The sequence below is a fragment of the Streptomyces sp. NPDC091377 genome (assembly GCF_044757045.1).
Taxonomy (GTDB): Bacteria; Actinomycetota; Actinomycetes; order Streptomycetales; family Streptomycetaceae; genus Streptomyces.
This window is the reverse complement of record NZ_JBIVUE010000001.1, coordinates 183,887-198,932: the sequence shown is the minus strand read 5'-3', so window position 1 is coordinate 198,932 and position 15,046 is coordinate 183,887. Positions and strand designations below refer to the sequence as shown.

General features: G+C 71.5%; 8 protein-coding genes, 1 pseudogene and 1 riboswitch. Of the genes and pseudogenes, 4 read left to right on the top strand and 5 right to left on the bottom strand.

Annotation, left to right across the window (positions count from 1 at the left end; all coding sequences use genetic code 11):
* Window positions 1-276: 276 nt before the first annotated feature.
* Both ACIQNG_RS00955 and ACIQNG_RS00950 read left to right on the top strand, forming a co-directional pair.
* The gene (locus ACIQNG_RS00955; RefSeq protein WP_401482051.1) at window positions 277-2,508 is read left to right on the top strand and encodes a CocE/NonD family hydrolase; all 2,232 of its coding nucleotides are present in this window, start codon (window positions 277-279) and stop codon (window positions 2,506-2,508) included.
* A gap of 309 nt (window positions 2,509-2,817) precedes the next feature.
* A riboswitch (cyclic di-AMP (ydaO/yuaA leader) is annotated at window positions 2,818-2,967 on the top strand.
* Between the two features lie 62 nt (window positions 2,968-3,029).
* On the top strand, window positions 3,030-3,479 hold the full coding sequence (locus ACIQNG_RS00950) for a transglycosylase SLT domain-containing protein (protein WP_401436861.1): 450 nt from the start codon (window positions 3,030-3,032) through the stop codon (window positions 3,477-3,479).
* A 106-nt stretch (window positions 3,480-3,585) separates the two neighbouring features.
* On the opposite strand, the gene ACIQNG_RS00945 is transcribed toward ACIQNG_RS00950, so the two are convergent.
* Window positions 3,586-4,410, bottom strand: coding sequence for an HAD family hydrolase (locus tag ACIQNG_RS00945; protein WP_401436544.1), 825 nt, complete (start codon window positions 4,408-4,410; stop codon window positions 3,586-3,588).
* Between the two features lie 415 nt (window positions 4,411-4,825).
* Between ACIQNG_RS00945 and fahA the strand changes: the two genes are divergently transcribed.
* Together fahA and ACIQNG_RS00935 are read left to right on the top strand one after the other, a co-directional pair.
* The gene (gene fahA / locus ACIQNG_RS00940; protein WP_401482048.1) at window positions 4,826-6,040 is read left to right on the top strand and encodes a fumarylacetoacetase; all 1,215 of its coding nucleotides are present in this window, start codon (window positions 4,826-4,828) and stop codon (window positions 6,038-6,040) included.
* A 239-nt stretch (window positions 6,041-6,279) separates the two neighbouring features.
* The gene (locus ACIQNG_RS00935; protein ID WP_401482046.1) at window positions 6,280-7,218 is read left to right on the top strand and encodes a M56 family metallopeptidase; all 939 of its coding nucleotides are present in this window, start codon (window positions 6,280-6,282) and stop codon (window positions 7,216-7,218) included.
* Between the two features lie 442 nt (window positions 7,219-7,660).
* Here ACIQNG_RS00935 and recQ read toward each other — a convergent pair.
* The 4 genes and pseudogenes from recQ to nuoL all read right to left on the bottom strand — a co-directional run.
* Window positions 7,661-9,563 (bottom strand): annotated as a pseudogene (gene recQ / locus ACIQNG_RS00930) (DNA helicase RecQ); the annotation flags it as partial.
* A gap of 333 nt (window positions 9,564-9,896) precedes the next feature.
* The gene (gene nuoN, locus ACIQNG_RS00925) at window positions 9,897-11,555 is read right to left on the bottom strand and encodes an NADH-quinone oxidoreductase subunit NuoN (RefSeq protein WP_401482044.1); all 1,659 of its coding nucleotides are present in this window, start codon (window positions 11,553-11,555) and stop codon (window positions 9,897-9,899) included.
* A complete protein-coding gene (locus ACIQNG_RS00920; protein WP_401436530.1) occupies window positions 11,552-13,123 on the bottom strand; it encodes an NADH-quinone oxidoreductase subunit M in 1,572 nt (523 codons plus the stop codon). The genes nuoN and ACIQNG_RS00920 overlap by 4 nt, the downstream gene beginning before the upstream one ends.
* A gap of 5 nt (window positions 13,124-13,128) precedes the next feature.
* Window positions 13,129-15,042, bottom strand: coding sequence for an NADH-quinone oxidoreductase subunit L (nuoL, locus tag ACIQNG_RS00915; RefSeq protein ID WP_401482042.1), 1,914 nt, complete (start codon window positions 15,040-15,042; stop codon window positions 13,129-13,131).
* Window positions 15,043-15,046 lie beyond the last annotated feature (4 nt).

Sequence of the window (15,046 nt, the reverse complement as noted above, 5' to 3'; positions counted from 1 at the left end):
AGCGTATCCGGTCATGTTTCGATCACCGCTGCCGCCCACCCGCGCAGGCCGGGCGCTATCGGATCACGCCCGGTATCTTTCTGATCACCTGATATGAGTGGACATTTATAGAGTTGTAGGGAAGTGGGCGAGGGTGTCCCGATTCCATACCGTGACCGCCCCGGTGGTCGGACCGCCGCGCGCGGGACGACCCCACGGTTTTCAGCCGCCCCACGACCCCGCCCCCCACGACGGGGCCGCCCCCCGCACGACCGCATTCCTAGGGACCACACCCTGATGCACATTCGTACGTCCTTCCCCCACGAGACGGTTCACGAAGACCTCCGGGTACCCCTCACGGACGGGACCCTGCTCCACGCCCGCGTCTGGCGCCCGCTGGGCGGCGAGCCCGTACCGGCCCTCCTGGAGTACACCCCGTCCCGGCTGACCGACCGGACCGCGGCGCGCGACGCCCAGCGCCACCCCTGGTACGCGGGCCACGGCTACGCCTCCGTCCGGGTCGACGCGCGCGGACACGGCAACAGCGAGGGCGTCCCCGGGGCCGGGCACCCGGCGCGGGACGCGGCGGAGGTCGTGGACCGGCTCGCGGCACAGCCGTGGTGCGACGGCGAGGTCGGCATGTTCGGGATCGCACGGGGCGGCACCCTCGCCCTCCAGACCGCGGCCCTCGCGCCCGAGCCGCTCAAGGCGGTCGTCAGCGTCTGCGCCTCCGACGGCGCCTCCGACGACCGCTACGACAACGACCGGCACCGTACGGGAGGTTCCGCCCTCACCGGCGGCGCGTACAGCCGGGCGGCGGCCACCCTCACCGACGCCGCCCTCCCGCCCGACCCGCACCACGCGGGCCCGGCCTGGCGCGCACTGTGGCTGCGCCGCCTGGCGGGGCTGGAGCCACCGTCGTACACCCACGACACCTTCCCGCCCCTCACCACCGTCACCACTGTCACCCCCTTCACGGGCCGCACGGCCCTCACGGGCCTCACGGCGTCCACCGCCCCCGTCCTCGCCGTCGGCGGCTGGCACGACCCGGACCACGACACCGTCCTCCGCCTGATCGCGCACCTGCCCCCCGACCGGGTCCGCGGGCTGATCGGCCCCTGGCCGCACACCTACCCCGACCGGGACCGGCCACCCGGCCCCGCGATCGGCTTCCTCCAGGAGACCCTGCGCTGGTGGGACCACTGGCTGAAGGACACCGACACGGGCGCCCTCGCCGAGCCCCTCCTGCGCGCGTACGTCATCGCCACGCACCCTCCTGCCACCACGTACCGCACCCTGCCCGGCCGCTGGATCGGCGAGGCCGGCTGGCCCTCCCCCGACGTGACCCGGGTGACCTACGCCCTCCGGGGCGCCCCCCGGCTCGTCCGGTCCCCCCTCCACACCGGGGTCGACGCGGGCGCCTTCCTCCCGCGCGGGGGCGACGCCGATCTGCCGCCGGACCAGCGGGAGGAGGACGCGCGGTCGGTCTGCTTCGACGTTCCGCTCGGGGCGGAGACCTGGGTACTGGGGCGAGCGCGCGTACGGCTGCGGCTGCGCCGCGAGGTGCCGCGCGGTCAGGTGGTCGCCCGGCTCTGCGACGTCGCCCCGGACGGCTCCTCAACCCTGGTGACCCGGGGCGCGTTCCGGCTCGGCGGCCGGCTCCACGCCCCCGAGGCGGAGGGCGGGGCCGTGCCGTGGACGCCGGGTGCGGCAGAGGAGGTCTCCTTCGACCTGGGCGCGGCCGGGTACGCGTTCCCGCCCGGCCACACCGTCCGGCTCGCCGTCTCCTCCGCGTACTGGCCCTGGTTCTGGCCCGCCCCCGGCTCCGAGGCCGGTTTCACCCTCGACCCGGAGGGAAGCGTCTTCGAACTGCCGGTCCGCCACCACGAAACCGGCATTTACCCACAAAACACCAACTGGACCGGGGCCGGGGGCGCCGACCAGGACCGCCCCACCGATCAAGCCACCCCGGACGACCGGCCGGACATCGGCTTCCCCGAGCCCGAGCAGGCCGAACCCCTCGGCGTCGCCACCCACGCCCCGCTGGACCCGCCCGACCCCGAGCGGCTGGTGGTGCGGGACCCGGCCGGGGACGAGTGGCGGCTCGACGTCACCCCCCGCGAGAACGGCACCCACGCGCACCCGGACGGCCTGGAGGTCACGGAGGAGACCCGGGAGTCGTACACGGTCCGCGACGGCGACGCGCGGTCCGCGCTCGTCCGCTCGGACCGGACGATCCGGCTCCACCGCCCCGAGACCGCCTGGGCCACGACCGTCCATACCCGATCGGAACTCCGACACACGGACCGCACGGCCTTCGCGGACGACCGCGCGAACCACGAAGAAGGCGACCTCTCGGACGGCCTCTCGGACGGCCTCTCGGACGGCCTCTCGGACGGCCTCTCGGGCGACCTCTTGGACGGCCTCTCGGGCGACCTCTTGGCGGTAAATGAGGTGATGTGCTCCGAGGGGGCCGAGGTGGTCTTCCACCACACATGGGAGCAGCGGATTCCATGGCCCGCTGATTAATAGGCACTTGGGTTCATTGCCCGTTTTGCCACTCTTGCGCACGCGCGTGACTTGGCTCACTTTCTCGCTTTCATGGAACCCCTCCGGCGATCCTCCTATCCGCCGCCCCTTTATCGGGAGTTGAACCTTTCCGGTAGCAAAGGATCATGCGCGGCATATCCCCGGATGAAGATCAAAAGTCGCCATTCTGTGACTCCGCCACTTGTTTCGGACATGGGCTTCGCATACGTTCCCGGCCAGTCGGGCGGACGCCTCATCCTGCCGCCGCCCGCACCCACCTAGACAAGATCCACGGCAGGAGCGGGGGACCCAGGTAAGTCGCCGCGCCGGACGTCGTACGAGGGCCAGACCCGACACGACACTCCGGACGGCTCGGGGTGAAGCCGCGCCCGTCAGGGCCGGCCGGGCACCTCCCAGCCCGAACCCGACAGCTCACCTCGCAGGCGCCGGAGAGGAACCCACCCATGTCCGTCCCCACGTCTGTCCCGCCGGCCGCGACGACCGCGCCCCGCCCCGCCCGGATGCGCCGCATCACCCGCAAGCTCGCCCTCGCCGGTACCGGCGCCGCCGTGCTCGCGCTTCCGCTCTTCGGCGCGACCAGCGCCTCCGCGGCCACCCCCGAGGTCGTCACGGCGGCCACCTCCGCCTACCCGAACACCCTTGACGGCTGGATCCGCCAGTCGCTCGACATCATGGCCCAGAACGGCATCCCCGGCAGCTACGACGGCATCCACCGCAATGTGCTGCGCGAGTCCTCCGGCAACCCGGCGGCCATCAACAACTGGGACTCCAACGCAGCCGCCGGCACCCCCTCCAAGGGCCTGCTCCAGGTGATCGACCCGACCTTCGCCGCGTACCACGTGCAGGGCACCGCCTACGACCCGTACGACCCGATCGCCAACATCGTCGCCGCCTGCAACTACGCGGCCGACCGCTACGGCTCGATCGACAACGTCTTCGGCGCGTACTGACAGAACCGCACGACCCGGCGGCTCCTTTGCGGGTTGGGGCCCGCAAAGGAGAATGACCTCCCTGTTCCCCCGAGGGATCTCTCGTCCCCCAAGGGATCTCTCTCCCTCAAGGGAAGAGGCGTTCGAGGACGACGGCGATGCCGTCGTCCTCGTTCGACATGGTGATCTCGTCGGCCACCGCCTTGAGTTCGGGGTGCGCGTTGGCCATCGCCACCCCGTGACCGGCCCAGACGAACATCGGGATGTCGTTCGGCATGTCCCCGAACGCGATGGTGTCCTCGGGCCGCGCCCCCAGCCGCCGGGCCGCCAGCGCCAGCCCGGTCGCCTTGGTCACCCCGCATGGCTGGAGTTCGACCGTCCCCGGCCCCGACATCGTGACCGTGGCGAGCGAACCGACCACCGCGCGGGCCACCGAGGCCAACTCGTCGTCGGACAGCTCGGGGTGGCGCAGCAGCACCTTGCTGATCGGTTCGGCCCACAGCTCGTCGCGCCGCCCGACCCGCACGGCCGGCAGTGTCGGGTGCGGCATCAGATAGCCGGGCTCGATGAGGGTGAGCCCCTCCACCCCGTCCTGGTCGACCGCCGCGTACACCTCCCCCACCTCGGCCTCGATCTTGCCGAGCGCGGTCTCGGCCAGCTCCCGGTCCAGGGTGACCGACCACACCATCCGGTCCGCGCCGGCGTCGTAGAGCTGTGCGCCCTGTCCGCACACCGCGAGCCCCGTGCTGCCGAGCTGCTCCAGGAGCGGGCGCACCCGGGGGGCCGGCCGGCCGGTGACCACGAGATGCCGGGCACCGGCGTCGGCGCTCCGCGCGAGCGCGGCCCGCGAGCGGTCGGAAAAGGTGTCGTCGCCGCGCAGCAGGGTCCCGTCGAGGTCGGTGGCGACGAGTGCGTACGTGGTGCGCGCGGCATATGCGGTGGGTGCGGCCATGATCAGAGAATACGGACATCACGCGTCACCGACCCGGCCCGAACCGGACGTCGGACAGGTTCTCCCCCGTCCCGCCCGCCCCCGCCAACTCCCCTGTACCATGCGGCCTTTCACTCCGCACGCCCTCGATCGCCACGTTGAAAACGGTTCAGCTTTTCACTCCCACGTGGTCGGGCTCGCGGTCGGCCGGGACACCCCGCGCGCACGGGGACCAGGCACTCATCCGCTCCGGGACACGTAACGTGTGGCGCGGTCACACGGCTGGTGCGGGGTTGGTCCCGTGGTACGACACACCACAGCCCACTCCACAGCCCACTCCACAGCCCACTCCACAGCGCACTCCACAGTCCACTCCACGGACCACCCCGCGAACGGCACCCGGCACCCGGCACACACGAGAGCGAGGCAGAACCGTATGTCCCCCTTCGAAGTCCCCGAGGGCGACCCCTTCGGCCCGCACCATCTCCCGTACGGCGTCTTCTCCCCGGCCGGTTCACCGGAGCGGACCGTGGGCGTCCGGCTCGGCGACCGGGTCCTGGACGCCGGTGCCGCGGCGGCGGCCCTCGGCTCCCCGTACCACGCGCTGCTCGCCCGCCCCACCCTCGGCCCGCTGCTCGCGGCCGGCCGTACCGCCTGGTCGGACGTACGGCGGGCGCTGACCGCCTGGGTCACGGTCCCCGCGCACCGGGAAGTCATCGAGCCGCTGCTGCACCCCCTGTCCTCGGTCACCCTGCGACTGCCCTTCGAGGTCGCCGACTACGTCGACTTCTACTCCTCCGAGCACCACGCCCGGAACGTCGGCCGGATGTTCCGCCCCGACGCCACCGACTCCCTCACCCCGAACTGGAAGCACCTGCCCATCGGCTACCACGGCCGCGCGGGCACGGTCGTGGTCTCGGGCACGGATGTCGTACGGCCGTCGGGGCAGCGCAAGGCCCCGGCCGACCCGGCGCCGCTCTTCGGCCCCTCCGTCCGGCTGGACATCGAGGCCGAGGTCGGTTTCGTCGTCGGTGCGCCGAGCGAGCGGGGCCGCCCGGTCGCGCTCGGTGACTTCCGCGACCACGTCTTCGGGCTCTGCCTGCTCAACGACTGGTCGGCGCGGGACATCCAGGCATGGGAGTACGTCCCGCTCGGCCCGTTCCTCGGCAAGTCCTTCGCCACCTCGGTGGCGGCGTGGATCACCCCGCTCGACGCGTTGGAGGCCGCCCGGACCGCGCCCCCGGAACGGACCCATCCGCTCCTGCCCTACCTGGACGACGCCGAGGAGGAACCCGGCGGCTACGACCTCCGGCTCTCCGTCGCCGTCAACGGTCACGTCATCTCCGAACCGCCCTTCTCCACCATGTACTGGACCGCCGCCCAGCAACTCGCCCACCTCACCGTCAACGGTGCCTCCCTGCGCACCGGCGACCTCTACGCCTCCGGCACGGTCAGCGGACCCGGCGAACGCGAGCGCGGCTCCCTGCTGGAGCTGACCTGGAACGGACGGGACCCCCTCGCCCTGCCCGACGGCGAGCGCACCTTCCTCGCGGACGGCGATGTCGTCACCCTCTCCGGCTGGGCCCCGGGACCGGACGGACTCCGGGTGGGGCTGGGGGAGGTCGTGGGCAGGATCGTGGCGGCGGACTGAGGGGGGCTTGCCGGGGAAATGACGGGGGCGCTCGGACAGTGGCTCGTTTCCCGGTGTTCCGACGGCTGACTCCGGGCCCGTACGACCGTCATACTGGGTCGGCGGCGGACGGGTGCATGCCCTGTGCCTACCGGCACGGCAGCCGCACGCCGTCCACCCGTGCCCGCACCCCGGGGATCCCCGGGTACCCCCGCGCACCACCGAGCCGCCCACACCGACCAGGATCCGGAGCCCCTGGGATGACCGTCACCCTGCTCCTGCTGAGCGCCGTCGGCCTGATGGCCGCCGTGCCGGTGCCCCGTGCGCTGACCCGGGCGGAGTGGCCCGAACGCGAACCGGTCGTCGGCCTGTGGGTGTGGCAGTGCCTGGTCGCGACGGTACTGCTGTCCTGTCTGACCGCGCTGACCCTCGGCGCGGCGGCGGTCTTCCAGACCGTCCGGGACCATGTCTTCGCCCCGGCGCCGCCCGCCGTCACCGCCGCCTACGACCTGTCCGCCGCCCCGGTCTGGGCGGTAGTCCTCACCGGGCTCCTGGCGTGCGGCGCCGCCTGGACCACGGCGATGCTGGCCCGTGAGCTGGTGGAGGCCCGGCGGCGACGCGGCACCACCCGCGCCCTGCTGCGCGAACGCGCCCCCGAGCTGCCCGCCGGGCTCCCCCGGGCCCGCGGCCCGCTGCTGGTCCTGGAGGACGAGTACCCCGACGCCTGGTGGATGCCGGGCCACCCGCCGCAGCTCGTGGTCACCACCGGCGCCCTGCACAAGCTCACCGACCACCAGCTGGACGCCGTCCTCACCCATGAGCGCGGCCACGCCCGCGCCCACCACGATTGGCTGCTCCATCTGTCCACGGCGCTGGCCACCGGCTTCCCGCGCGTCCCGCTCTTCGCGCACTTCTGCGACCAGACCCGCCGGCTGGTCGAACTCGCCGCCGACGACACCGCCTCCCGGCGCTGCGGCCATCTCACCACCGCCCTCGCCCTGATCGAGCTGAACCAGCACCGGGGCGTGCTGTCCTGCGCCTCCAGCCACCGGCTGCTGGGCGAGCGGGTGGACCGGCTGCTGGAGCCGAAGCCCCGTCTCAACCGCCGCCGACGCGCCCTGGCGACCACGGTGGCGGCGCTGGTCCCGCTGCTGCCCCTGCTGATCACCTTCCTCCCGGGCCTGACCGCCCTGGGCTGACGGCCCGGAGCGGACCCGGAACGGACCCGGGGGCCGGCCCGCCTTCACGTCGCGTCCCCCTGCCCCTGGCCCCCCGGTCCCCTATCCCCTACCCCCTATCCCCAGTCCTCCGGCTCCGGCTCGATCTCGCCCTCGGGCCACAGCTCGTCCCCGAGGGAGGAGGCGGCAGGGGCCGAAGCGGCAGAGGACGAGGCGGCAGAGGACGGCGAGGGCGCGGTCGTCCCCGGAACGGCAGCCGCACCACCCTTCGTGACCCCACCGACCCGCGCGGCCCCACCGACCCTCGCGGCTCCACCGGCCCCCGTCGCTCCACCGGACCCCCCGGCCTTCCCGGCGGCCTCCCCGGCCCCACCGCCACCACCACCAGCGCCTCCAGCACCACCAGCACCACCGCCCTCACCGCCGCCAGCGCCAGCGCCAGCGCCCCCGCTCCCCGACGGCCTCTCCAGTCCCTCCAGCACCCCGAGGACACCCTCCCCGTAGGTCGTCAGCTTCTTCTCGCCGATGCCGCTGATGCCGCCCAGCTCCCGCACCGACCCGGGCCACAGGGTCGCGATCTCCCGCAGCGTGGCGTCGTGGAAGATGACGTACGCCGGAACGCCCTGCTCCCGCGCCTGCTCGGCCCGCCACGCCCGCAGCGCCTCGAAGGCGGGCACCAGCTCCTCCGGCAGCTCGGCCGCCGCCAACTTCGCCTTGCGCTCGCCCCGCGAGCCACCCGAACCACCCGAACCGCCCGACCGGGCCGCCCCGGCCGGCTTCTCCGGCTCCTTGCGCAGCGGCACCTCCCGCTCACGCCGCAGCACCGTGCCGCTCGCCTCGGTCAGCACCAGCGTGCCGTACTCGCCCTCGACCGCCAGCAGTCCCTGCGCCAGCAGTTGCCGGACGACGCCGCGCCACTCCCCCTCGGCGAGATCCTCGCCGATGCCGAACACCGACAGCTGGTCGTGGTCGAACTGGATCACCTTCGCGGTCCGCTTCCCCAGCAGGATGTCCACGATCTGGAGGGCGCCGAACTTCTGCCCCCGCTCGCGCTGGAGCCGCACCACCGTGGACAGCACCTTCTGCGCCGCGACCGTGCCGTCCCAGGTCTCGGGCGGGGTGAGGCAGGTGTCGCAGTTGCCGCACCCGGTGGCGCCGGGCTCCTGGCCGAAGTAGGCGAGGAGCTGACCGCGCCGGCACCGGGCCGTCTCGCACAGCGCGAGCATGGCGTCCAGGTGGGACTGGGCCCGCCGCCGGAACGCCTCGTCGCCCTCGCCGGACTGGATCAGCTTGCGCTGCTGGACGACGTCGTTCAGCCCGTACGCCATCCAGGCCGTGGACGGCAGGCCGTCCCGTCCGGCGCGCCCCGTCTCCTGGTAGTAGCCCTCGACCGACTTCGGCAGGTCGAGATGGGCGACGAACCGGACGTCCGGCTTGTCGATGCCCATGCCGAAGGCGATGGTCGCCACGACGACCAGCCCTTCCTCCCGCAGGAACCGCGACTGGTGCGCCGCGCGCGTCCCCGCGTCCAGCCCGGCGTGGTACGGCACCGCCTCCACGCCGTTGCGGGAGAGGAACTCGGCCGTCTTCTCCACCGAGTTGCGCGACAGGCAGTACACGATGCCCGCGTCGCCCGCGTGCTCCTCCCGCAGAAAGCCCAGGAGCTGTTTTCTGGGGTCGGCCTTCGGGACGATCCGGTACTGGATGTTGGGGCGGTCGAAGCTGGCCTCGAAGTGCCGGGCGGCCGGCATGGCGAGGCGCTGGGTGATCTCCTGGTGGGTGGCGCGGGTGGCCGTCGCCGTCAGGGCGATGCGCGGCACGTCCGGCCAGCGCTCCCCCAGCACCGACAGGCTCAGATAGTCCGGCCGGAAGTCGTGGCCCCACTGGGACACGCAGTGCGCCTCGTCGATCGCGAAGACCGAGATCCGGCCCCGCGACAGCAGGTTCAGGGTGCTGTCGAGGCGCAGCCGCTCCGGCGCCAGATACAGCAGGTCCAGCTCACCGGCGAGGAACTCGGCCTCGACCGTCCGCCGCTCGTCGAAGTCCTGGGTGGAATTGACGAACCCGGCGTTCACCCCCAGCGCCCGCAGGGCGTCCACCTGGTCCTGCATCAGCGCGATCAGCGGCGAGACGACAATGCCCGTACCGGCTCTGACCAGGGCCGGGATCTGATAGCAGAGCGACTTTCCGCCGCCGGTCGGCATCAGCACCACGGCGTCGCCGCCGGCCACCACATGCTCGATCACGGCTTCCTGCTCGCCCCGGAAGGATTCGTACCCGAAGACCTTGTGCAGCGTCTCCAGCGCCTCGCTCGTCCCGCTTCCGGCTACCACCGCCATGCCACCGATCCCGCCCGTCCCACGCATCGCCGTGCCCCCGTACGTCGTGCTTCGACCACTGCCTCCACGATAGGGCCCCGCACTGACACCTCCGGAGTTGTCCACAGGCCCGTAGGTCCCGATCGCGACACCGGCACGGGCCACTGTCACGCGTCACCGGCCACAGACCGGTACACGCCACCGGCCCACAGACCCGTACACGCCACCGGCCCACAGACCGGTACACGCCACCGCCCCGCACACCGGTGCACGCCACCGCCCCGCGAGCCCGTCACCGGCGGAAACGGGTGGGTCCCGACCCCCAGAGGGAGCCGGGACCCACCCGCGACCGGCGGTGACGGCAGGGACGCCGCTGTCCGGTCAGCGCACGAACACCCCCGCGTTCCCCGCGAGGTCCAGGAAGTACTGCGGCGCCACGCCCAGCACCAGCGTGACCGCGACGCCGACCCCGATCGCCGTCATCGTCAGCGGCGACGGCACGGCCACCGTCGGTCCCTCGGGGCGCGGCTCGCTGAAGAACATCAGCACGATGACCCGGATGTAGAAGAACGCGGCGATCGCCGACGAGATCACACCGACCACGACCAGCGGTGCGGCCCCGCCCTCCGCCGCCGCCTTGAACACGGCGAACTTCCCGGCGAACCCGGAGGTCAGCGGGATACCGGCGAAGGCGAGCAGGAACACCGCGAAGACGGCCGCCACCAGGGGCGAGCGTCGTCCGAGCCCGGCCCACTTGGACAGGTGCGTGGCCTCGCCGCCCGCGTCGCGCACCAGGGTGACGACGGCGAAGGCGCCGATCGTGACGAAGGAGTACGCGGCGAGGTAGAAGAGGACCGAGGACACCCCTTCGGGGGTGGTCGCGATGACACCGGCGAGGATGAATCCGGCGTGCGCGATGGACGAGTACGCCAGCAGCCGCTTGATGTCGGTCTGGGTGATGGCGACGATGGCGCCGCCGAGCATGGTGACGATCGCGACGGCCCACATCACCGGCCGCCAGTCCCAGCGCAGCCCGGGCAGCACCACGTACAGGATCCGCAGCAGCGCGCCGAAGGCGGCCACCTTGGTCGCCGCCGCCATGAAGCCGGTGACCGGGGTGGGGGCGCCCTGGTAGACGTCGGGCGTCCACATGTGGAACGGCACGGCGCCGACCTTGAAGAGCAGCCCCATCACGATCAGGGCGGTGCCGACGAGGAGCAGCGCGTCGTTGCCCATGGTGTCGGCGAGGGCCGGGTTGACGGTGGTGAGGGTGCCGTCGACGACCTGCGCGATGGTGGAGTACGACATCGATCCGGCGTAGCCGTACAGCAGGGCGATGCCGAACAGGGTGAACGCGGAGGCGAACGCGCCGAGCAGGAAGTACTTCACGGCCGCTTCCAGCGACAGCATCCGCTTGCGGCGGGCCAGCGCGCACATCAGGTACAGCGGCAGGGAGAGGACCTCCAGGGCGACGAACAGGGTCACCAGGTCGTTGGCGGCCGGGAAGAGCAGCATGCCCGCGACCGCGAACATCAGCAGCGGGAACACCTCGGTGGTGGTGAACCCGGCCTTCACGGCGGCCTTCTCGCCCTCGCTGCCGGGTACGGCGGCGGCCTGGGCGGCGAAGGAGTCGACCCGGTTGCCGTGGGTCTCCGGGTCCAGTCGCCGCTCGGCGAAGGTGAACAGTCCGACCAGCGCCGCCAGCAGGATCGTGCCCTGGAGGAAGAGGGCCGGTCCGTCCACGGCGATGGCGCCCATGGCGGCGATGCCGGACTTGGTGGTCGCGTACCCGTCGGCGGCGAGCGCCACCACCCCGGCGAACGCGGCGGCGAGCGCGACGGCGGCCAGCCATGTCTGCACGTGGTAGCGGGACTTGCGGGGGACGACGGCCTCGGCCAGGATCCCGAGGATCGCCGCGGCGAGGACGATCAGGATGGGCGAGAGCTGTGCGTACTCGATCTTCGGCGCGTCGATCTTCGAGATCGGGTCGGCCGCGGTTGCCGCGGTTGTCCACAGGCTGTGGACGGCTGTTGCGCTCACTTGGCCGCCTCCACCTCGGGCTGGGGGTCCTTCTTCTGGACGTCGGACATCGTGTGCTCGACCGCCGGGTTCACGATGTCCGCGATCGGCTTCGGGTAGACACCGAGCCCGATCAGCAGCGCGACCAGCGGGCCGACGACCACCAGCTCACGCAGTCTGAGGTCCGGCATCTTGGCGACCTCGGGTTTCACCGGGCCCGTCATCGTGCGCTGGTAGAGCACCAGGGTGTAGAGGGCGGCCAGCACGATGCCGAAGGTGGCGATGATGCCGATCACCGGATAGCGGGAGAAGGTGCCGACCAGGACCAGGAACTCGCTGACGAACGGCGCGAGCCCCGGCAGTGACAGGGTCGCCAGACCGCCGATCAGGAACATCCCGGCGAGCACCGGGGCGACCTTCTGCACTCCGCCGTAGTCGGCGATGAGCCGCGAGCCGCGCCGCGAGATCAGGAAGCCGGCCACCAGCATCAGCGCGGCCGTCGACAGGCCGTGGTTGACCATGTACAGCGTGGCGCCGGACTGGCCCTGGCTGGTCATGGCGAAGATGCCCATGATGATGAAGCCGAAGTGCGAGATCGACGCGTACGCCACCAGGCGTTTGATGTCCCGCTGTCCGACCGCGAGCAGCGCGCCGTAGATGATGCTGATCAGGGCGAGGACCAGGACCACCGGTGTCGCCCACTTCGATGCCTCCGGGAAGAGCCCGAGGCAGAAGCGGAGCATCGCGAAGGTGCCGACCTTGTCGACCACGGCGGTGATCAGCACGGCGACGGGGGCGGTGGACTCCCCCATCGCGTTGGGCAGCCAGGTGTGCAGCGGCCACAGCGGGGCCTTCACCGCGAAGGCGATGAAGAAGCCGAGGAACAGCCAGCGTTCGGTGCTGGTCGCCATGGTCAGCTCACCGCTGGCGCGGGCCTCGGCGATCTCGGGCAGCGAGAAGCTCCCCGCGACCACGTAGAGGCCGATCACCGCGGCCAGCATGATCAGACCGCCGGCCAGGTTGTAGAGCAGGAACTTCACGGCGGCGTACGACCGTTGGGTGGCCGCCGCCTTCTCGCCGTGCTCGTGGGCCCGGTCCCCGAAGCCGCCGATGAGGAAGTACATCGGGATGAGCATGGCTTCGAAGAAGATGTAGAACACAAAGACGTCGGTGGCCTCGAAGGAGATGATCACCATCGCCTCGACCGCCAGGATCAGCGCGAAGAAGCCCTGGGTGGGGCGCCAGCGCGAACTGCCGGTCTCCAGCGGGTCGGCGTCGTGCCAGCCCGCGAGGATGATGAACGGCATCAGCAGGGCGGTCAGCGCGATCAGCACCACCGCGATGCCGTCCACGCCCAGTTCGTAGCGCACCCCGAAGTCGGGGATCCAGGCGTGGGACTCGGTGAGCTGGTAGCGGTCGCCGTCCGGGTCGAAGCGGACCAGGATCGTGACCGCGAGCGCGAGGGTGGCGAGCGAGAACAGCAGCGCCAGCCATTTGGCGGTGGAGCGCCGCGCGGCCGGTACGGCGGCCGTGAGGATCGCCCCGACGGCCGGGAGCGCCGCGGTCGCTGTCAGCAGGGGAAAGGACATCGGTATCAGACCGCCCTCATCAGCAGGGTCGCGGCGATCAGGACCGCCGCACCGCCGAACATCGAGACCGCGTACGACCGCGCGAAGCCGTTCTGCAGTCTGCGCAGCCGTCCGGAGAGGCCGCCGACCGAGGCCGCCGTGCCGTTGACGACTCCGTCGACCAGGCTGTGGTCGACGTACACCAGGGAGCGTGTGAGGTGCTCGCCGCCGCGGACCAGGACGACATGGTTGAAGTCGTCCTGGAGGAGGTCGCGGCGGGCGGCACGGGTGAGCAGGGAGCCGCGCGGGGCGACGACCGGGACCGGGCGGCGTCCGTACTGGAGCCAGGCGATCGTCACACCGATGACCATGACGGCGACGGTGGCGAGGGTGACGGTCGTGGCGCTGACCGGCGGGTGTCCGTGGTCGTGGCCGGTGATGGGCTCCAGCCAGTGGACGAAGCGGTCGCCGATGCTGAAGAACGCGCCGCCCGCGACCGAGCCGACGGCCAGCACGATCATCGGGATCGTCATGATCTTCGGCGACTCGTGCGGGTGCGGTTCGTTGCCCTGCGCGTCGGGCTGCCAGCGCTTCTCGCCGAAGAAGGTCATCAGCATCACGCGCGTCATGTAGAACGCGGTGATGGCCGCGCCGAGCAGGGCCGCGCCGCCGAGGATCCAGCCCTCGGTGCCGCCCTTCGCGAACGCCGCCTCGATGATCTTGTCCTTGGAGAAGAAGCCGGACAGGCCCGGGAAGCCGATGATGGCGAGATAGCCGAGGCCGAAGGTGATGAAGGTGACCGGCATGTATTTCCGCAGGCCGCCGTACTTGCGCATGTCGACCTCGTCGTTCATGCCGTGCATGACGGAGCCGGCGCCGAGGAACAGCCCGGCCTTGAAGAAGCCGTGCGTCACCAGGTGCATGATGGCGAAGACGTAGCCGATGGGGCCGAGACCGGCGGCGAGGATCATGTAGCCGATCTGCGACATGGTCGAGCCGGCCAGCGCCTTCTTGATGTCGTCCTTCGCGCAACCGACGATCGCACCGAACAGCAGCGTGACCGTGCCGACGATGGTCACCACGAGCTGGGCGTCCGGGGCGGCGTTGAAGATCGCCCCCGAGCGGACGATGAGGTAGACGCCCGCGGTCACCATCGTCGCGGCGTGGATCAGGGCCGAGACGGGGGTCGGGCCCTCCATCGCGTCCCCGAGCCAGGACTGGAGCGGTACCTGGGCGGACTTGCCGCAGGCGGCGAGCAGCAGCGTCAGGCCGATGCCGGTGAGCACGGCCTCGCTCGCCCCGCCGATCAGCGCGGGCTCCTCGTGGCCGCCGAGCAGCGGGCCGAAGGCGAAGGTGCCGAACGTCGTGAACATCAGGAAGATCGCGATCGCCAGGCCCATGTCGCCGACCCGGTTGACCAGGAACGCCTTCTTCGCGGCCGTGGCCGCGCTGGGCTTGTGCTGCCAGAAGCCGATCAGCAGGTAGGAGGCGAGACCGACGCCCTCCCAGCCGACGTACAGCAGCAGGTAGTTGTCGGCGAGGACGAGGATGAGCATCGCCGAGAGGAACAGGTTGAGATAGCCGAAGAAACGGCGGCGGCGCTCGTCGTGCTCCATGTACCCGATGGAGTACAGGTGGATCATTGAGCCGACACCGGTGATCAGCAGGACGAACGTCATCGACAACTGGTCCAGGCGGAAGGCGATGTCCGCCTGGAAGCCCTCGACCGGGATCCAGGTGTACAGATGCTGGATCAGTGTGCGGTCGTCGGCGCCCTTGCCCAGCAGATCGGCGAAGAGGACCACGCCGAAGGCGAAGGAGACGAACGACAGGAGCGTGCCGATCCAGTGGCCGACGGCGTCCAGCCGACGGCCGCCGCAGAGCAGGACCGCGGCTCCGAGCAGGGGCGCCGCGATGAGCAGCGCAATCAGGTTCTCCACGATT

Bases quoted from the DNA above. Each gene is read 5' to 3' on its own strand.
- ACIQNG_RS00955 (WP_401482051.1), top strand. From the start codon at position 277: ATGCACATTCGTACGTCCTTCCCCCACGAGACGGTTCACGAAGACCTC.
- ACIQNG_RS00950 (WP_401436861.1), top strand. From the start codon at position 3,030: ATGCGCCGCATCACCCGCAAGCTCGCCCTCGCCGGTACCGGCGCCGCC.
- ACIQNG_RS00945 (WP_401436544.1), bottom strand. From the start codon at position 4,410: ATGGCCGCACCCACCGCATATGCCGCGCGCACCACGTACGCACTCGTC.
- fahA (WP_401482048.1), top strand. From the start codon at position 4,826: ATGTCCCCCTTCGAAGTCCCCGAGGGCGACCCCTTCGGCCCGCACCAT.
- ACIQNG_RS00935 (WP_401482046.1), top strand. From the start codon at position 6,280: ATGACCGTCACCCTGCTCCTGCTGAGCGCCGTCGGCCTGATGGCCGCC.
- ACIQNG_RS00920 (WP_401436530.1), bottom strand. From the start codon at position 13,123: ATGTCCTTTCCCCTGCTGACAGCGACCGCGGCGCTCCCGGCCGTCGGG.